General features: G+C 61.2%; 15 protein-coding genes. 7 read left to right on the plus strand and 8 right to left on the minus strand.

What is annotated here, in order from left to right; translation table 11 throughout:
* Positions 1–5 precede the first annotated feature (5 nt).
* Positions 6–1379: an MATE family efflux transporter gene (locus tag B5E67_RS04950; RefSeq protein ID WP_087383422.1), complete on the plus strand. Its 1374-nt coding sequence runs from the start codon at positions 6–8 to the stop codon at positions 1377–1379.
* Between the two features lie 78 nt (positions 1380–1457).
* On the opposite strand, the gene B5E67_RS04955 is transcribed toward B5E67_RS04950, so the two are convergent.
* Positions 1458–1847 carry a sigma-70 family RNA polymerase sigma factor gene (locus tag B5E67_RS04955; RefSeq protein ID WP_204246526.1) on the minus strand — a complete coding sequence of 130 codons (390 nt, stop codon included), beginning with the start codon at positions 1845–1847 and terminating at the stop codon, positions 1458–1460.
* A gap of 242 nt (positions 1848–2089) precedes the next feature.
* Here B5E67_RS04955 and B5E67_RS04960 point away from each other — a divergent pair, with 242 nt between their 5' ends.
* From B5E67_RS04960 to B5E67_RS04975, 4 genes are all read left to right on the plus strand, one after another.
* The gene (locus B5E67_RS04960; protein ID WP_087383429.1) at positions 2090–3202 is read left to right on the plus strand and encodes an HD domain-containing phosphohydrolase; all 1113 of its coding nucleotides are present in this window, start codon (positions 2090–2092) and stop codon (positions 3200–3202) included.
* Positions 3203–3205: 3 nt separating this feature from the next.
* Positions 3206–3559, plus strand: a complete 354-nt coding sequence (locus B5E67_RS04965; RefSeq protein WP_087383432.1) for an Hpt domain-containing protein — start codon at positions 3206–3208, stop codon at positions 3557–3559.
* 1 nt (position 3560) lies between these two features.
* The gene (locus tag B5E67_RS04970) at positions 3561–6155 is read left to right on the plus strand and encodes an ATP-binding protein (RefSeq protein WP_087383435.1); all 2595 of its coding nucleotides are present in this window, start codon (positions 3561–3563) and stop codon (positions 6153–6155) included.
* A gap of 88 nt (positions 6156–6243) precedes the next feature.
* Positions 6244–7104, plus strand: coding sequence for a CPBP family intramembrane glutamic endopeptidase (locus tag B5E67_RS04975; protein WP_087383438.1), 861 nt, complete (start codon positions 6244–6246; stop codon positions 7102–7104).
* Between the two features lie 1123 nt (positions 7105–8227).
* Here the strand turns inward: B5E67_RS04975 and tsaD are convergent.
* From tsaD to B5E67_RS04990, 3 genes are all read right to left on the minus strand, one after another.
* Entirely contained in the window at positions 8228–9253 is a 1026-nt protein-coding gene (gene tsaD, locus B5E67_RS04980) for a tRNA (adenosine(37)-N6)-threonylcarbamoyltransferase complex transferase subunit TsaD (RefSeq protein WP_087383441.1), read from the minus strand.
* A 41-nt stretch (positions 9254–9294) separates the two neighbouring features.
* Positions 9295–11874 (minus strand): DNA polymerase I, encoded by a 2580-nt coding sequence (gene polA, locus B5E67_RS04985; protein ID WP_087383444.1) that lies wholly within the window; start codon positions 11872–11874, stop codon positions 9295–9297.
* A 156-nt stretch (positions 11875–12030) separates the two neighbouring features.
* Positions 12031–12219, minus strand: coding sequence for a ferredoxin (locus B5E67_RS04990; protein ID WP_087248879.1), 189 nt, complete (start codon positions 12217–12219; stop codon positions 12031–12033).
* A 144-nt stretch (positions 12220–12363) separates the two neighbouring features.
* Between B5E67_RS04990 and B5E67_RS04995 the strand changes: the two genes are divergently transcribed.
* Positions 12364–12705: an arsenate reductase family protein gene (locus B5E67_RS04995; RefSeq protein WP_087383447.1), complete on the plus strand. Its 342-nt coding sequence runs from the start codon at positions 12364–12366 to the stop codon at positions 12703–12705.
* Position 12706: 1 nt separating this feature from the next.
* Here B5E67_RS04995 and B5E67_RS05000 read toward each other — a convergent pair whose 3' ends face one another.
* Entirely contained in the window at positions 12707–13729 is a 1023-nt protein-coding gene (locus B5E67_RS05000; protein ID WP_087383450.1) for an aminotransferase class I/II-fold pyridoxal phosphate-dependent enzyme, read from the minus strand.
* Positions 13730–13944: 215 nt separating this feature from the next.
* On the opposite strand from B5E67_RS05000, the gene B5E67_RS05005 reads away from it, so the two are divergent.
* Positions 13945–14877 carry an Ice-structuring protein gene (locus tag B5E67_RS05005; RefSeq protein WP_087383453.1) on the plus strand — a complete coding sequence of 311 codons (933 nt, stop codon included), beginning with the start codon at positions 13945–13947 and terminating at the stop codon, positions 14875–14877.
* 95 nt (positions 14878–14972) lie between these two features.
* On the opposite strand, the gene B5E67_RS05010 is transcribed toward B5E67_RS05005, so the two are convergent.
* The 3 genes from B5E67_RS05010 to B5E67_RS05020 form a co-directional block, all read right to left on the minus strand.
* A complete protein-coding gene (locus tag B5E67_RS05010; protein ID WP_087383456.1) occupies positions 14973–15971 on the minus strand; it encodes a glycosyltransferase family 2 protein in 999 nt (332 codons plus the stop codon).
* A gap of 344 nt (positions 15972–16315) precedes the next feature.
* Entirely contained in the window at positions 16316–18001 is a 1686-nt protein-coding gene (locus tag B5E67_RS05015; protein WP_087383459.1) for a hypothetical protein, read from the minus strand.
* 348 nt (positions 18002–18349) lie between these two features.
* A complete protein-coding gene (locus B5E67_RS05020; protein WP_087383462.1) occupies positions 18350–18913 on the minus strand; it encodes a DUF4358 domain-containing protein in 564 nt (187 codons plus the stop codon).
* Between the last annotated feature and the right edge of the window lie 101 nt (positions 18914–19014).

Here is a 19014-nt window from a genome sequence, read left to right on the forward strand (position 1 = left end):
CGAGGATGGAAGCAAAAAACAGCAGCGACTTCACCCAGGGAAAGGTCTGGCGCAGCATTGTGGCTCAGGCGGTGCCCCTGACGGTGGCCCAGATGGTCCAGCTGCTCTACAATGTGGTGGACCGCATTTACATCGGCCACCTGCCGGATGTGGGGTCCATGGCCCTCACCGGCATCGGGCTGGCCTTTCCGCTGACCACCCTGATTTCGGCTTTTACTTATTTGTACGGCAACGGCGGCGCGCCGCTGTTTGCCATCGCCCGGGGCGCCCAGGATGACAAGCGGGCCGAGCGGATTCTGGGCCAGGTGGTGACGCTGCTGACGGTCAGCGCTGCGGCCCTGATGGCGGTCTGTTATCTGTTCCGGCGGCCGGTGCTGTATCTGTTCGGCGCCAGCGACGCCTCCTACGTCTACGCCGACGCCTACCTGAAAATTTACCTGCTGGGCACCCCCTGCACCATGCTGGCCACCGGCCTTAACGGCTTCATCAACGCCCAGGGCCACCCACGGGTGGGCATGGGCACCACCCTGCTGGGCGCGGCTTTGAATCTGGTGCTGGACCCGCTGTTTATCTTCGGGCTGGGGATGGGGGTCCAGGGTGCGGCCATTGCCACCGTCCTCAGCCAGCTGGCCTCGGTGGTGTGGGTGCTGCTGTTTTTCGCCGGGCGTCAGAGCATCTGCCGCATCCGGCGGGAAAATCTGCGGCTGCAGCTGCCCCTGGTGCGGGATATTCTGGGCCTGGGCATGTCGGGATTCATCATGGCGGGCACCAACTGTCTGGTACAGGTGGTCTGCAACGCCACCCTGCGGGTCTGGGGCGGCGACCTCTATGTGGGGGTCATGACCATCCTCAACTCGGTGCGGGAAATCCTGTCTCTGCCGGTCAACGGCATCACCAGCGGCGCCCAGCCGGTGCTCAGCTACAATTTCGGCGCCCAGCGCTACAGCCGGGTGCGGGAGGGAATCCGCTTCACCGCCCTGCTGGGCGCGGGCTATACGGTGGCGGCCTGGGCGGTGGTCATCGCCATGCCTCATCTGCTGGTGTCCATCTTCACCAGCGATCCCGCTATGCTGGAAGCCGGCCAGGTGGCCCTGAAACAGTATTTCTTCGGCTTCTTCTTCATGGCCTTTCAGTTTGTGGGCCAGGCCTGTTTTACCTCCCTGCGCTGTCCCAAGCGGGCGGTCTTTTTCTCGCTGCTGCGCAAGGCGGTGATTGTGGCCCCACTGACCATCCTGCTGCCCCAGCTGGGGATGGGGGTGGACGGCGTCTTTTGGGCCGAGCCCATCTCCAACGCCATCGGCGGGCTGGCCTGTTTCATCACCATGTGGCTGACCCTCTACCGCCGCCTGCCTGCCCGGGACGGGGTGGAATTTGAGTGACCTTTCATCCAAATATGCAAAAAAGCAGGAGACTTCGGAGGTGGTTTTTAAGATAGACCAGGAGAAAAGTCCGCCGTTTCATGCCGGTTGCTGGCGAGAAACGCGCGGATTTTCAATGCGCTGTTTGGTGAGGATAGCATTTTCAATGCAGCGGCTGGCATAGGTGGAAAAGCGGGCCTGGCGGGTGCTGTCGAAGGTGTTGACCGCCTTGATGAGGCCGATGGTGCCGATGCTGATGAGGTCGTCCTGGTCGCCGGGGAGGGCGTAGTACTTTTTTGCGATGTGGGCCACCAGGCGCAGATTGTGGCGGATGATCTTTTCCCGGGCGGCGGGGTCGCCGTCCCGCAGCGCCTCAAAGGCGGCGGCCTCCTCCCGGGGGGTCAGGGGGCGGGGAAAGCTCCCGGATTCCAGGTGAAGGGCGAGGTAGAGGAAGCGGGCGGAGAAAAATTGGAGCAGGCTCAGCAGCATGATGAAAACCTCCCTTTGCATTGGGCCGAAACGGGCCGTTTCTGCTTTCAATCTATGAGCAGAGGGGGCAAAATTTGCCCGGCGGGGGAGGGAGCGGGGCCCGGAGGCCGGGTTTGGACGAGAATACGAATTTTTAAAGCTCGATCCTGTCTTTTGAATTGTAATTTGCTGGAAAAGCAGGTATAATAATGTATGGAGAAACGATTGATTGCGGGTTGCTGAGGATAGGAAGGAACGAAACCATGGATACAGAACAGACCCAGGCCCTGCAGGCAGCGGTGCGGCCGGAACGCGGCTTGCTGCTGATTGTGGACGACGACGAAATCAACTGCGCGATCTTGGAGAACCTGTTCGCGCCCTATTATGACACCGATACGGCCGAAAACGGCCGGGCCGGCCTGGATCGTGTGCTGGAGCGGCAGGACGACCTGTGCGCCATCCTGCTGGATGTGATGATGCCCGAGATGGACGGCATCCAGGTGCTGCGCTGCCTCAAGGAATACGGCCTTTTGGAAAAAATCCCGGTGTTCCTCATCACTGCCGAGGCCAGCGGCGAGGTGATGAAAGAGGCCTATGCCCTGGGCGTGATGGATGTCATCGGCAAGCCCATCATCCCCTATATGGTGCTGCGGCGGGTGCAGTCGGTGGTGGAATTGTTCCAGGCGCGGGAGCGGCTGAGCAACGTGGTGGAGCTGCAGCAGGCCGACCTGCTGGCCCAGGCCAAACAGATCATCGAGCTGAACAAGGGGATGATCGAGGCCCTGGCCGCCGCCATTGAATTCCGCAGCGAGGAGTCGGGGGACCATGTCCGCCGGATTCACGATATCACCACCTATCTGCTCACCCATACCCCCCTGGGCGATGGCCTGTCCCCCATCGAGATCAAACAGATCGCCCTGGGGTCCATCATGCACGACGTGGGCAAAATTGCGGTGCCCGACGCCATCCTCAACAAGCCCGGCAAACTCACCCCCGAGGAATTCGAGGTGATGAAGAGCCATACCGTCCAGGGCGCCCGCCTGCTGGAACAGATCCCCCAGCTGCGGGAAAACGGCGCCTATCCCTACGCCTGGGACATCGCCCGCCACCACCACGAGCGGTGGGACGGCCGGGGCTATCCCGACGGGCTGAAAGGGGACGAGATCTCCCTGGCGGCCCAGATCGTCTCCCTGGCGGACGTCTACGACGCCCTCAGCTGCAAGCGGGTGTACAAGGACGCTTTCCCCCGGGAAAAGGTGCTGGAAATGATCCGCAGCGGCGACTGCGGCAGCTTCAACCCCCGTCTGCTGGAATGCTTCTTCCAGGTGGAAGGAGAACTGGCCAAACTCTATCAACATCCCTGCAAGGAGGATTAAACCATGGATCAGGCAAAACTGGATAGTCTGGCCCGGGGCGGCATCCAGGCCGCCGACGCTCTGGAACGCTTTATGGGCAGCGACGCTTTGCTGGAACGGTTTCTCAAGCGCTTTCTGGAAGATGCGACCTACAGCAGCCTCTGCCAGGCGGTGGAGGCCGGAGACTGGCAGCAGGCCCTGGCGGCCTCCCACACCCTGAAGGGGATGTGCGGCAATCTGTCCATGACCGAGCTGTACGACCTGTTCACCCGTCAGGTGGCCCTGTTGCGGGAGGACAAGCCTGCCGACGCCGCCGCCCTGATGCCCGCCATTGAGGCGGCCTACCGCCGGGCGGCCGACGCCATCGGGCAGCTGTAATATGTGGTATTCAAAATACAAACCGGCCCGGCCCCGGAAAATCAACCGGGAAAAGTGGGTCAACCTGTGGAAAAAACTGCGCTATTATCTCTTTGCCACCCTGGTGCTGATTGCAGCGGGGATTGTGTTTTCTGCCTTTTTGCAGAAAGTCCTGCTCCAGAACCACCAGACCATTGAGACGTCCGCCGCCCAGCACTATGCCGCAGAGGTGGACGGCGACCTGAGCACCTACAAGGCCCTGATCTCCTACGGTACCTATATGCTGGACGCCCGGATGGAGGAAGGGGACTCGGACGAGGACATCATCTCCCGCATCAACCAGTACTGCATCCGAATCCAGACCATCCTGGGGCAGGACCAGGTGGACCCCTATGTGGTGTACAAGGGCAAAATCTACGCAGCCAACCCCTGGGAAGGGGACGAAACCTACGACTATCTCTCCTCGGTCTGGTACAAGGAAGCCATGGAGCACCGGGGCGAAGTAGTCTTTACCGACGTGTATACCGACTCCATCTATCACCGGGGGATCATCACGGTGGTGGGGGCCTGCCTCCACAGCGACACGGTGGTGGCGCTGGATATCTTCCCGGAAAATCTCAACATCCAGCCCAGCGGCGTGGTCCCGGCGGAGGGAACCTCGGTCTTTATCTGCGACACCAGCGGCAGCGCCGTCTACACCCGCACCGAGCTGGACGCCAGCCAGCAGCAGGTCTATGTGGACCGGATGCTGGCCTCCATCCAGGACGGAAAGGTGGGCCGCTATGACTCCTTTGTGCTGGGAATGGACGGGGTGCGGCGGGGCATCTACTACGCCGACACCGAAAACGGCTGGAAAGTCATCCTCACGGTGCCGGTGGACCGGATGCTGGGCCAGCTGACCCAGTTCATAGGAATCTATATCCTGATTATGCTGGCCTGGATCATCGGCTTTGCGGTGACCATCTGGCACAACCTGCGCCTGGACTCCATGGTGGAGCGATCCAGCGAGACCATCCGGGTCCTGAGCAACTCCTACTATGGGATTTTCCGGGTCAATTACGAGGAGGACACCTACGAGATCATCAAGAGTTCCCCCTACACCAGGGGCCGGCTGGCCGGGGAGGGTCCTTATTCGGAATTTGTGTCCGCCATCAGCGGCCTGATGGACGCCGACACCGTCAATGAGTTCTGCAAGAGCTTTTCCTCCGAGAGCCTGCGGGCTCTGAACGCCGGCCATATCCGGGACTACGGCGGCGATTTTCTGGGCCGGTACGACAGCGGAGAGAAGTGGATCAACATCCGGGTCCTCTTTGACGAGGCCCTGGGCCCCGACGAGGCGGTCCTCTGCTTCCGGGAAGTGGACAAGGAAAAGCGCCGGGAAATCCAGGAGCGGAAACTGCTGGAGGAGACCCTGGCCATCTCCCGCCGGAACGAAAAGTCCAAGCTGTCCTTCTTCAACAACATGTCCCACGACATGCGCACCCCCCTGAACGCCATTCTGGGGGTTCTGGACCTGCTGCGCCAGCACGCCGGAGATCCCCAGAAGGTGCGGGAATACGCCGACAAGATCTCCTACTCAGGCCGGCAGCTGCTGGACCTGGTGAACGATATTCTGGAAATGTCCCGGATGGAACAGGGCAAAATGACCCTCAACCACCAGGCCTTTGACCTGGAGGCCTGCATCCAGGCCTGCGCCGATTCCTTCCGGCCCCAGGCCCGGCAGGAAAAGAAAACCTTCCAGGTCAGCTGCAATTTGCAGGACAAGCGGATTATGGGGGACAGCACCCGGGTGACCCAGATGCTGAACAACCTCCTGTCCAACGCCTTCAAGTTCACCTCGGAGGGGGACACCGTCTCCCTGACGGTGCGCCAGATGGGCGTCCCGCCCACGCCCCAGTACCAGATTGTGGTGCGGGATACCGGCATCGGGATGTCGGAGGAGTTTTTGCCCCAGCTGTTTGAGCCCTATATCCGGGAGACCCGGTTCTTCTCCCGCCAGGTGATGGGCACCGGCCTGGGCATGCCCATCGTCAAGAGCCTGGTCACCCAGATGAACGGCCAGATTTATGTGGACAGCAAGCTGGGGGAGGGGAGTACCTTCACCATCACGGTGCCCTTCCTGACGGCGGCCGCCGCCTCGGCGGAGAACCAGCCGGCTCCCGCCCCCGCCGCCGAGAAAAAGCCGGAGGAACCCTGCTCCCTCAAGGGGAAAAAGATCCTGGTGGCGGAGGACAACGTCCTGAACATGGAGATTGCCAGCGAGATTTTGACCATGAACGGGCTGGAAGTGTTCCAGGCGTGGAACGGCCGGGAAGCGGTGGACCTGTTCCTGGCGTCGGCGCCCTTTGCCTTTGACGCCATCCTGATGGATATGCAGATGCCCCAGATGGACGGCTGTGAGGCCGCCCGGAAAATCCGGGCCGCCGACCGACCCGACGCCGCCTCAGTGCCCATTGTGGCGGTGACGGCCAACGCCTTCGCGGAGGACATCGCGGCCACCACCGCCGCCGGCATGAACGCCCATATCTCCAAGCCCATCGATTTCCGCATCCTCTGCGCCACCCTGAAAGATCTGCTGGAAAACCGGCCCGACCCCGAAGGGGCGAAAAATCTGTGAAGTCTGTTTTTCCCGTATGGTTTGTGGTACAATGGGGCTGGGGACGGCCCGGCCGCGCCCCGACTGATTGATCCGGGAGGAACACCGAATGCTGAAACGACTGCGGGGCAATCACCCGTATCTGTACTGTCTCTTGTCCGTCATCCTGTTCATGGCATGTATGGCGCTGGGACTCAACCTCTTTGCCTTTCTGATGGCTCTGCTGGCGCCGGAGGGAGTGATCCGGCCCTTCATGACGGAAGAATATCTGCTGCAGGCCGTCAACGACCTGATTGGATTCCTGGTGGCGCTGGTGCTGCTGTGGCGCACCGGACGAATGAGAGTCCTGACCCACCGGGGAACCGGATTTCTGGACGGATTGCTGGTGGGCATGTTCCCCTTTGTGATGCTGAGTTTGAGCCTCAGCCTCAACGTGGGGATTGTGGGACCGCCGGAGGGCGCCGTACCCAAGGCGGCCTGGCGGGTGGTGGTCTTTCTGATCACCATGTTCCTCATCGGCCTGGCTGAGGAGGCCCTGTTCCGGGGCGTCATCGCCCAGACCCTGCTGGAACATTTCGGCTCCGACCGGGCCGGCGTCTGGAAGGCGGTGGTCCTGTCCGGCGTATTGTTCGGCGCGGGACACATGGTGAACCTGCTGGGCAGCGCTACCCTGGGCGTCCTGATCCAGTGCTGCATCACCATGGCTCTGGGCATGCTCTACGGCGCTATCTATTTCCGAACCGGCAACCTGTGGGTGGTGGTTTTCCTGCATATGTTCCAGGACGTGGCCGCCCTGATCCAGTCGGGCCTGTACGACGGCGTGGGCGGCGTCAGCGAGGTGGTCAGCACCTACGATCCCAGCATGCTGATCAGCGTCCTGATCTACCTGATCCCCACCGCCTTCCTGCTGCGGAAAACGCGCATCCCTGAAATCCCCCTCTTCTCCCCCTACTTTTCTGAAGAAAAGTAGGCAAAAGACTTTCACTGTGTACCATGAAGTTTGCGGGTCTCCGGTCGTTCCGCGGAGCCGTTCCGCTCGTGCTCGTTCGTTACGTTTGGGGCTGTGCCCCGGTACGATGCAAAGTTCCGCGTAGCCTGGTCTTCTCACTTGGTACACCATGAAACCCTATCCATAAAAACAACCCCTGCCCATCTTCCGGGCGGGGGTTTTGCTGTGTACCATGAAGTTTGCGGGTCTCCGGCGGTTCCGCGGGGCAGTTCCGCTCGTGCTCGTTCGTTACGTTTGGGGCTGTGCCCCGGTACGATGCGAAGCTCCGCGTAGCCTGGTTTTCTCACTTGGTACACCATGAAACCCCATCCATAAAAATAACCCCCGCCCATCTTTTGGGCGGGGGTTTTACTGTGTACCATGAAGTTTGCGGGTCTCCGGTCGTTCCGCGGAGCCGTTCCGCTCGTGCTCGTTCGTTACGTTTGGGGCTGTGCCCCGGTGCGATGCGAAGTTCCGCATAGCCTGACTATTGATAACCCGGCACACGCAGAAAAAACTATACAATGTAACCCCTGTCTCAGAGCGAGACAGGGGTTATTTTTACTTATATACTTATAGGTTTTTGGAGCGTACCGGGCGGGAGGTCAGGCTGTACAAGACTTTGGACTCACAGGGCCGCAGGCCGGGAGCCTTATAAAGCGGCTGTAAGTTTATCGCCGGCAGGACTTTGTGAGGACTACAGCAGTCAGCGGTACCAGGTGAAGCTTTTTGCCAAGCTTTTTCACGAAAAAGCGGGCCGCAGGCCGGGAGCCTACTAAAGAGGCTGAAACCTGACAGCCGGCAGCCCTTTAAAAGGGGAAGGCCTTATATGGGGTAGTTATCCGTCCTAGATGAAACCAGGCTATGCAAAACTTTGCATCGTACCCGGCCGCAGGTCCGGGTTGCCGTTGCCCAAATTTTCTGCGCTGGACGCGGTCCGCTTGAAAATTTGGACGGCTGCCCCAACTCCGGCTCGGCTGTTTCTGCCGCAGGCAGCGCCTCGCCTACGTTGCCAAACGTAACGTGAGTGCGGCAAAGTCTGCAACCCCCACAAACGTTATAAAGAGCGGCCAGAGTGTATGGTACCCAGTGAAAAGCTTTTTGCCTACTTTTTCTCGAAAAAGTAGGGGGAGTCGATGGGGAGGGTGGGCAGGCCGTTGAGGTCCAGGCCGGCGGTGTGGCCCGCTATGTACTCGTAATACCCCTGGGACGCAATCATGGCTCCGTTGTCGCCGCAGAATTTCAGCTGGGGCAAAAAGACCTGGGCGCCCAGCTTCTGGGCTCCGTCGTTCACCAGCTGACGCAGACGTCCGTTGGCCGCTACGCCGCCCGCCAGACATACCTGCTGTGCGCCGGTGTCGGCGGCCGCCAACAGTAGCTTTTCCGCCAGAATGCCGTCGATCCGCTCCTGGAAACTGGCCGCCAGGTCGGGGACGTTGATCTCCAGACCCTTCATCCGGGCCTGGTTCACCTCGTTGAGGACGGCGGTTTTCAGACCCGAAAAACTGACGTTGTACTTGCCCTCCACATGGGGCACCGGCAGTCGGTAGGCGTGGGGATCGCCGGTCTTGGCCGCGGCGGCGATGCTGGGCCCGCCCGGATAGGGCAGGCCCAGGGTCCGGGCCACCTTGTCGAAGGCCTCGCCGGCGGCGTCATCCACCGTCCGGCCCAGAACATGGAACTGGGTGTAATCCTCCACCTGGACAATGTGGCTGTGTCCGCCCGAGGCCACCAGGCACAGGAACGGCGGTTTCAGCTCGGGATGGGTCAGGTAGAGGGCCGCAATGTGTCCCCGCAGATGATGCACCGGGACCAGCGGCTTGCCCGCCGAATAGGCCAGGCCCTTGGCAAAGTTGACCCCCACCAGCACCGCACCGATCAGGCCCGGGGCAAAGGTCACCGCCACGGCGTCCACCTGGTCGATGGTATAGCCGGCGTCCGCCAGGGCCTTGTCCACCGTGGCGCTGATGTACTCACAGTGCCGGCGGCTGGCAATCTCGGGCACCACGCCCCCGTAGAGGGCCTGTTCCTTGACGCTGGTGGAAATGACGTTGCTTTTCAGCAGGCGGCCGTCCTCCACCAGGGCGGCGGCGGTTTCATCACAGGTGGATTCAATTCCCAGTATAACCATGTTCGCGTTTGTTCCTCCGCAGTATGATGTGTTGGGGGCTGTTAATGGGCCTCCAGCCAGGATTTGCCCTGGCGGACGTCGGTGTCCAGCGGCACTGCAAACTGGACGCAGCCCTCCATTTCTTCTTTCAGGATGCGGGCGGCCTGCTCGGCTTCGGCCTCGGGGGCCTCCACAATCAGTTCGTCGTGGACGGTGAGGATCAGCCGGCTTTCCAGCTTTTCATCCCGCAGACGCCGCCAGACCCGCACCATGGCCAGCTTGATGACGTCCGCCGCGGTGCCCTGAATGGGGGTGTTGCGGGCCATCCGCTCTCCGCTGGTGCGGACCGCAAAGTTGGAGTTGGACAGCTCGGGCAGGGCCCGCCGCCGTCCAAACAGGGTGCTGACATAGCCTTTCTCCTTGGCGTCGGCGATGGTCTGCTCCATATAGCTGTCCACCTTGGGGAAGCTGGCCAGATAGTTTTTCAGAAAAGTGCCGGCCTCCTTCACCGAGACCCCCAGGTCCTCCGACAGGCTGAATGCGCCCTTGCCATACATGATGCCGAAATTGATGGCCTTGGCGGCGGTGCGCAGCCGGGGGGTCACTTCCTCCAGGGGGATGCCGTAAATCTTGGCGGCGGTGCTGCGGTGGATGTCCTGACCGCTGCGGAAGGCCTCCTGCATGTGCTCGTCCCCGGTGATGTGGGCCAGAATCCGCAGCTCAATCTGGCTGTAGTCGGCGTCCACAAAGACGCAGCCCGGCTTGGCCACAAAGAAGCTCCGCAGCTGGCTGCCCAGCTCGGTGCGGATGGGGATGTTCTGCAGATTGGGGTTGTCCGACGACAGGCGGCCGGTGCGGGCCTCGGTCTGGTTGAAGGTGGAGTGAATCCGGCCGTCGGGGCCGATCACCTTCAGCAGGCCCTCCACATAGGTGGAGTACAGCTTCTGGTAGGAGCGGTACTGCAGAATTACGTCGATGAGGGGATAGTCGGGCCGCAGCTTCTGAAGGGTGGCGTTGTCGGTGGACCAGCCCCGGCTGGTCTTGCGGCCGTGGGGCAGGTTCATCTTGACAAAGAGCATGTCTCCCAGCTGCTTGGGACTGTTGGGGTTGAAGTCGGGGTCCTCCACCTGGCTGCGGATATAGGACAGGGTGCTGTCGATTTTCTCCCGCAGCTGGACGCCGAACTGCTCAATCCCCGCCCGGTCCACCAGGACGCCGGTGCGGGTCATGTCGGCCAGCACCTGGGCCAGGGGGAACTCGATGTCGTTGTAGAGGGAATCCTCTCCTAGCCGGGTGATTTCCTCCTTCATCTTGGCGAACAGCCCCGCCAGATAGGGGGCGTCGGGCCATTCCTCACAGGTGAAGGCGGGGGCGATTTTGTAGGACTCGGCCAGGGCGGCGATGCTGTACTTGGCCGCCGAGGCGTCCAGCAGGTAGGCCGCCAGCTTGCCGTCCCAGGTGATGGAGGCGCCCCAGCCGCCCTGTTCCATGGCGGCGGCATAGAGGGGGGCCGCGTCGAACACCTCGGCGGTGACGGCGGGGTCATCCAGCAGCCGGGGCAGGTCGCTGTCGGTCAGAGGATAGACGGCGGCGTCCTGGACGGCGTACCAGTGGGCGGGACGCTCCTCCACAATGCGGTTGCCCTTTTTGCCGTAGACCGCCGGCCGGGCCGCCAGCAAATAGAGGCCCTGGGGATGGGCGGGCAGCTCCGACACCTGCCCGGCGGGCAGGGGAGCGGCCTCCTCCGCGGGGCCGTCCTGGGCGGGGAGAACGTGTTCCAGGCCCAGACGGGGGATCAGGGCCCGGATTTCCAGGTCCAGCATCAGGCGCACCGCCGCAGCCTTGTCGCCCTCACCCGGCGCGTAGTGGTTGGGGTCGGTGTCGATGGGGGCGTCGGTGCGGATGGTGCCCAGGGTGTAGCTGAGCTCGGCGTCAGCCTTGTAGTCCAGCAGGTTGGCCCGCTGGCGGGGCTTGATGGCGGGGTCGTCGATGTGTTCGTACACCCCCGCCAGGCTGCCGAACTGCTGAATCAGGGCCAGGGCGGTTTTTTCGCCGATGCCCTTGACGCCGGGAATATTGTCCGACGAGTCGCCCATCAGGCTCTTGACGTCGATGAGCTGCCGGGGGCTGACCCCATACTGGGCCTGCACCGCCTCGGGGTCCATGACCCGGGTCTCGCTGTGGCCCCGGGACGTGGTGGCCAGCAGGACGGTGGTGGTGTCGCTCACCAGCTGCAGGTTGTCCCGGTCTCCGGTGGCCAGGTAGCAGGTCTCCCCCCGCTGGTCACAGGCGGCGGCCAGGGTGCCCAGAATGTCGTCGGCCTCCCAGCCCTCGGCCGTCACCAGGCGGTAGCCCAGGTCGGTGAGAAGCTGGCGCAGAAGCGGCATCTGGGAGGCCAGCTCCTCCGGCATCCCGTGGCGGGTGGCCTTGTAGCCGTCGTACATCTTGTGGCGGAAGGTGGGGGCCGGCAGGTCAAAGGCGATGGCCACCTTGTCGGGCTGATAGGTCTGGGTCAGGGAGAGCAAAATGTTCATAAAGCCATAGATGGCATTGGTATATTGCCCCTCTTTGGTGGTCAGCACCTTGATACCGAAAAAAGCGCGGTTGGCGATGCTGTTGCCGTCAACGACCATTAAAGACATTGCATGAATCCTCCCTGTATGTGCAGCCCGCGTGCAGGCGGGCTGTGCGTCTGTCGCACCTTTACCTCTCAGTATACCACAAAAAGACCGGCAGGAACAAGACCAGGCTCCCGATACGCAAAAATACCCCGCCCGGACAGCCGGACGGGGCGGGGATCAGTTGGTGGTCTGGATGGCGCCCACCGGGCAGGACTCGGCGGCGCTCACCGCCTGGGGAACGTCCTCCGGGGGGATTTCGCCGGGGATGGCCACCGCCAGGGTGCCGTCCATGGAAAAGACCTCGGGGCAAAGGCCGGCGCACTGGGTGCAGCCGATGCAGAGATTGGGATCAACAGAGGCTTTCATGGTATCGCTCCTTTTTCGGGTGAATTTTCAAAGGGGGCGGCGGGCCGCCCTCACCCTCACAGTCTGCCCAAACCGGGCCGGTCTATACTTTCGCCCGGCGGTATGCTACAATACAGGTATTCACACCGGAAAGGACGGAACAGGATGAACATTCAGATTTTCGGCACCACCAAGTGCTTTGACACCAAAAAGGCCCAGCGGTATTTTAAAGAGCGGGGCATCCGCTTTCAGATGATCGATCTGAAAGAGAAGGGGATGAGCCGGGGCGAGTTTGACAACGTGGCCCGGGCGGTGGGCGGCTGGCAGAACCTGGTCAATCCCGCCGCCAAGGACAAGCAGACACTGGCCCTGCTGGACGCTTTGATCGACTGGCAGAAAGAGGACAAGCTGTTTGAAAACCAGCAGCTGCTGAAAACCCCCATTGTCCGCAACGGCCGTCAGACCACCGTGGGCTACCAGCCCGAAGTCTGGGCCAAGTGGGAGTAAGTTAAACGGTCAGGGCGGCCAGAGCCTTCAGGAAGGCGTCCACATTGGCCTCGGGGGTGGCCCAGCTGGTCACCAGGCGGATGCAGGTGTGGTCCGCGTCGGGCTTGGAGGAGAACTCAAAGCCAAAATCCGGCTTGAGGGCCTCCACCACCGCGTCGGGGAAGATGGGGAACTGCTGGTTGGTGATGCTGTCGCAGAAGAAGGGATAGCCCAGGGCGGCGATGCCGGCCTTGAGCTTCAGGGCCATCTGGTTGGCGTGGTCGGCCAGGGCCACATAGCGGCCCTCCTGGAACAGCTGCTCAAACTGGATGCCCAGCAGCCAGCCCTTGGCCAGCATGCCGCCCCGCTGCTTGATGTTGTAGCGGAAATCGGGCTTGAGGGCCGGGTTCAGGATCACCAGGGCCTCGCCGAACAGGGCACCGTTCTTGGTGCCGCCGATGTAAAAGGCGTCGCACAGCCGGCCCAGGTCGGTGAGGGAGGGGCCGCCGGCGGCCAGGCCGCTGGCCAGCCGGGCGCCGTCCAGGTACAGCCACAGGCCCAGCTCATCGCAGACGGCCCGCAGGGCCTCCACTTCGGCCAGGCTGTAAACGGTGCCGATCTCGGTGGTCTGGCTGATGTAGACCAGCTTGGGCTTGACCATGTGCTCGTCGGGATGGGATGCCACCGCGGTCCGGATGGCGTCGGGGGTCAGTTTGCCGTCCACGGCGGGGCAGGCGATGCACTTGTGGCCGGTGGCCTCGATGGCGCCGGTCTCATGGACGCAGATGTGGCCGCTGGCGGCGGCGATGGCCGCCTCATAGGGACGCAGGAAGGCCGCAATGGCGGTGGCGTTGGTCTGGGTGCCGCCCACCAGCAGGTGGACGTCGGCGTCGGGACGGCCGATGGCCTGGCGGATCAGGTCATGGGCGTGGGCCGAGTGGGGGTCGGTGGAATAGCCGGGGTTCCCCTCGGTGTTGGTGGCGGCCATGGCCTCCAGAATGGAGGGATGGCAGCCCTCGCTGTAATCGTTGGTGAAACGGATCATACGGTAACACTCCTTTTTTATGCAGTCGGCATAAGGCTATTATAGCATGCCGGGCGGCCCTGGCAAGAGGCGGCTTCGACATCATTTCACAAAATTACCATAGCCAATCTTTTGCGCCATGAGGCACAATGTGCTATACTATACGGAGAGTCATTGCACAAACCGGCCCCACCGGGCCGAAAACGATTTGTTGGAAGGCAGGAGACAGACACAACATGAGAACCTATGTCACCCCGGAGGAACACGCACGCATCCATCGCCGCCGCCGCCGTCAGGCGCTGGGCCTGGTGATGCTGGTGCTGCTGGTCATCGGGATTTTTACGGTGCTGGGGGCGGGCTACCGGCTGGTGGCCGGCCTGTTTGACAACACCGAACAGATGGAAGAATACGAGGACAAGCTGGAGGGTCTGGTGCTGTTCGACCCGCTGCCCTTCGAGGGCATCGAGAACATCGACGACCTGACCCTGCGTGAGGCCGCCGTCTGGGGCTGCATCTACAGCATCCAGGAGACCCAGGGCAACTTTGACAACTACGCCCACGACCCCACCACCGAACAGCTGCTGCTGCCGGCGGTGGAGGTGGACGCCTATCTGGCCCGGCTGGTGGGCCCCTCCTTCCAGCTGACCCACCGCAGCTTTGACATGGACGACATGACCATCGTCTTTGACGAGGCCACCCAGTGCTACAGCATCCCGGTCACCGGCGGCGTGGGCTACTATCGCGCCGACGTGGTCAAGATATTCAAGGAGGACGGCAAGCTCCACGTCACCGTGGGCTATATCCCCACCAGCACCCAGGACGACCTCATCAGCACCCAGTCCGACACCCCCACCAAATATATGGACTATATCTTTGAGCGGACCAGCGGCAGCTGGTACCTCACCGGCCTGACCGAGAGCGCCACCAAGCCCGAACAGGCAGCCTCCTCCCAGGCGGCCAACTCGGTGGTGATGATGGACCCCGAACAGCTTCAGGACGCCATCCGCTCGGGGGTCAACCCCAACGCCGATTCTAGCAGTTCCGCGTCCAGCGGGGCCGCATCCAGTGAAGCGGCGTCCAGCGAGGCCGCCAGCAGCGAAGCCGCCGCCAGCAGTGAGGCCGCTTCCAGCGCCGGCAGCGAGGCTGCCTCCACTGACGCAGCCGCCTGACCCCAAACAACCGAAACACCCCGGGCCCCGGCCCGGTGAAACAAAAAAGACGCTCTGCCGAAAGATGGCGGAGCGTCTTTTTTGTGGAAAGGGGATTATTTCAGGTCGAAGCGGACCACCACCAGCCGGTACCACAGATAGGGCACCATGTTCCAGATCATCCACAGTTCCATCAGCAGGTAGTGGGGCAGGTCCCGCAGGCGGAAAGGCCGCTTGCCCAGCCGGCCCTCCCGGAGAATCGCAAAGGCCTCGTGCATTCCCTTGTCCCAGGCGTCCCCAAAGCCCTGTTTGTGGAACTTATAATATTTCAGCAGGTAGCCCGCCAGCAGGGGCAGGGCGTTGACCAAAAGCATCAGGGCGGGCTCGTTTTTGAGGGGGAGAAGGATGCTGTTGCGGCCGCTCTGCTGGCTCTTGAAGGCATTGTACCGCACCGCGCCGGTGCTGGCGCCGCAGATGTGGTAGCAGCGGGCCGCGGGGCACAGGATGTTCTTGTAGCCGGTATTGTTGGCCCGCCAGCTCAGGTCCACGTCCTCGAAGTAGGCGAAAAAGTTCTCGTCAAAGCCGCCGATCTCGTCCAGGATGCTCTTGCGGTAGAGGGCCGCGCCGCCGCAGGCCGAGAAAATCCGTTTCTGTCTGGTGTAGCGGCTGGCGCGGCGGCCGTCGCCGGTCTTGCAGGCAAAGCCCATCCAGGTGACGTAGTCGCCGGCGTCGTCGGCCAGTTCCCGGTCAAAGTGGCGGATCATCAGGCTCTGGACCGCGAAAATCCGGCGGTCGCTGTCCGCCGCACGGATCAGCTCGGCCAGCCACTGGGGCTCGGCGAAGGCGTCGTTGTTGAACAGCACCACATATTCGCTCTGGGCCCGGGCAATGCCCTGGTTCACCGCGTGGGAAAAACCGGTGTTGTGGCCGTTTTCGATCAGGGTAAAGTTGGGCCGGCTGCAATAGCTGCGGGCCTGGTCCAGGCTTTCGTCGGTGGAACCGTTGTCCACCACAATGAGTTCAAAGTCCTGCTCGGTCTGGGCGTAGATGGATTCGATGGAATCTTTCAGCCAGCCTTTGCCGTTGATGTTGGGGATGACGATGGTTGCTTTCATGGGCCGCTCCTGTTTCCGGGGCCGCGGGGGCGGCCGGGTCTTGTCACACAATCAAACTACATTATAGCACACTTTCCCCATAAAAAACACCTGCTTTTCTGAAGAAAAGCAGGCAAGTTCCTTTTTCGAGAAAAAGGAACCAAAAAGTTTTCACCTGGTACCGCTGACTGCTGTAATCTTCACCAGGCCCTGCCGGCGGTAAGGTTCCAGCCTCTTTAGAAGGCTCCCGGCCTGCGGCCCGATGCGATGCAAAGCCCGTTTTAGCCCACTTTCCTCATTTGGTACGTGCTGAAAAAACAACAACAAAACCCCCGCCTCTTTTTGAGAAGCGGGGGAAAGGGAGGTTAGTTCAGAGTAGGATAGGGGCCATTATTGGTCCAAGCGTTGCCGTTTTCATTCATAATGGATACAACGGTGGACCATGTAATTTCCTGACCCTGACCATCCAGGTCGCCTACCTTATGGGTGTCATTGAGGCCCGTGCTGCTGGAGCCGCAACCGTTGGTTATAGTTCCACTCCAATAGCATTCTTTTATGGTGCTCTTGGTATAGCCCACGATGCCGCCGATGCGTTCGGGGGGGCCGCTGATCGTATCATCTGCAGAGAAGCAGGCGGTGATCTTGCCAGTGTTTACATAACCAGCGACGCCGCCGGCGGCGGGCTGGCCGTCTTCTTGTGTTGTAGCAGACTGAATTGTATTGCCAGCGCTGCCACAGGCAATCATGGTGGCATCCATAATGTTCCCTACAACGCCTCCAACACGGCCCCATTCAATAGTGGCTTTAATAGTGTTGTTATTTACAAAGCAGTTTTTTATCGTGGACCAGCCCTGTGAGCCTGCGATGCCGCCGGCATAGCCATACGAGCTGTTGGTCTTGATGTTGCTGTTGGAAACGGTGCATCCCTCAATGCAGTTGTCTGTACCATTGTGAATGCCCGCAATGCCGCCGGCTGTATCACCCACAACGCTAGTCTGGGATACAGTACAATTCACGATGCGACTGTTGCCTTTGATGGGTTCACTCTGGATACAGCCCACAATGCCGCCGGCAGTGCCTTGATTGTCGTTGCGCTCAGCCATGATCTCGCCGCCTGAAACAGTACAATCCTCGATCTGGCTGCCTATAATAAATGCTGCAATGCCGCCGGCGTGGTAGCCAGAGGTGACATTTTCCACCTCTACATCCAAGCTTTTGACCGTGCCGCCCTGGATATAGCCGAACAGACCGGCATATTGTGTATCCGAAGTCCGAAGCCCGGAGATTTTATGTCCCTGGCCGTCAAAGGTGCCGGTATAAGCATTTGATTGGCTGTTGCCGATAGGAATCCAAGTGCCGTCGAGGGCGACATCCTCATCCAGAGTGATATTGACGGAAAGAATGGTATTTGCCTCGGGCCAGTTCAAATCTTCGACCAGCTTTTGCAGACCTTCCGAGGTATTGATGGTGTAGTTTTGATCGTCTACCTTGGTATAAGGATCTTTTGACGGAGCAGGCTCATCATCTTCGTCCTCGTCGTTGTCGTCGGGCTCATCCTTGTCGTGGCTGCCTGCCTTGAGCACCTCCACATCCACCGCGATGTAATAGCCGTTCTCGGCCTCGATCATGGAGACATGGGCGCGGTAGCTGCCGTCATCGGGCAGGGAGGAAAAGACTCGGTTCCACTCGGTGAAGGCCGACCGGGCTGCGGCGTCGGGGTCGCTGCCGGCCTGGAAGGTGAGGGTCACGCCGTGCTGGCCCTGCTGGCGGTCCCCCAGATTGTTAAAGGTGATGCTGCCGCCGGACAGGTTCAGGTTGTTCACCAGCCGGGTGAGGATTTCCTCCTCGGTACCGCCCTCGGCGGCCGCCTTTTTCAGGGCGGCGGTGAGCTCGGGGTCCACCTCCACTGTGACGTTGTTGTACTGGCCGCTGAGCAGGTCGGCGATCACCTGGGACAGGGCCCTGCTGCCATTGCCGCAGCCGGTCAGCAGCAGGCTCAGCGCCAGCGCCGCCGACACCAGCAGCGCCGTCAGCTTTTTCATACAGGTCATGGGTTCCTCCTTTGGTTTGCGTCCGAAAAGGTGTACTTTTCCGGATGGCCTCTTAAATCCGGTCTAATACTTTGGTATAATTGATGCTCCGCCCAATTTTTGGTATAATAAATTTCACAAAAAGCACAAAAACCCCCGTCCGGAAAAGTACACTTTCCCGGACGGGGGTTTCGCTGTGTACCATGCACTTTCCGGGTGTTCGGCACTTCCGCAGAGTCTTTACACCACTCTTGCGCTTAGCCCATTTTCACCAGGGCGAACCCTGCCGGCACACAAAAAAGCCCGCAGCACAAAGCTGCGGGCCGGAAAAGGGAGAGGGGGACTCCCGGAGAGGTCAAGGGGTCAGGTTCAGGCGGCCAGAGCGTCCTGGATGGAGGTCAGGACGGCGTCGGAATCCTCACAGCAGACCAGGACCACCTCGCCGGAGGGGACGGTGGTGACGGTGGCTGCCTTGGCGATCTCGTACTGGTCGGCCAGGTAGTTCTGCATCGACTTCTGCTGGCTGGTGACGTAGTCCTCCAGGGCCTGCTTGACGGTGTCGGTCTTGCCCTCGGCGGGCTTGACGATGGCCACCGCATAGCTGCGGACGTTCATCAGGGACACCGAGGCCGACAGGCTCTCATAGTCGCCCTCCGACAGGCCCAGCATGGGCAGGATGAAGTTTTCGGCCTGGGCCTGCAGGTCCTCGGTGGTGGCCTCCTCGCTGTAGCCGTCGGTGGCGGAGAAGTTGCCGTCCTTGTCGATATTGAGGATCAGCATATTCTCGTTGTCCTCGTCGCTGCGGGCGTCGTGGATGATCTGGCTGTAATCCTTGGGCTCCGAAGCGGTGGAGGAGGAGGAGCTGGCGCCGCAGGCGGCAAAGGCAAACAGGGCCATGGAAGCGGCAACAGCGGCAATCAGAATCTTTTTCATAAGTCTTTATTTCCTTTCATGTTAAAACGGTTTGATTGAAACACAGGGGAGCGGTGCTTTCCCACAGGATGGGCCGTCCGGGGGCATTTTATGCGCCCCGC

This window comes from Faecalibacterium sp. An122 (assembly GCF_002160895.1).
Lineage (GTDB): Bacteria > Bacillota > Clostridia > Oscillospirales > Ruminococcaceae > Faecalibacterium.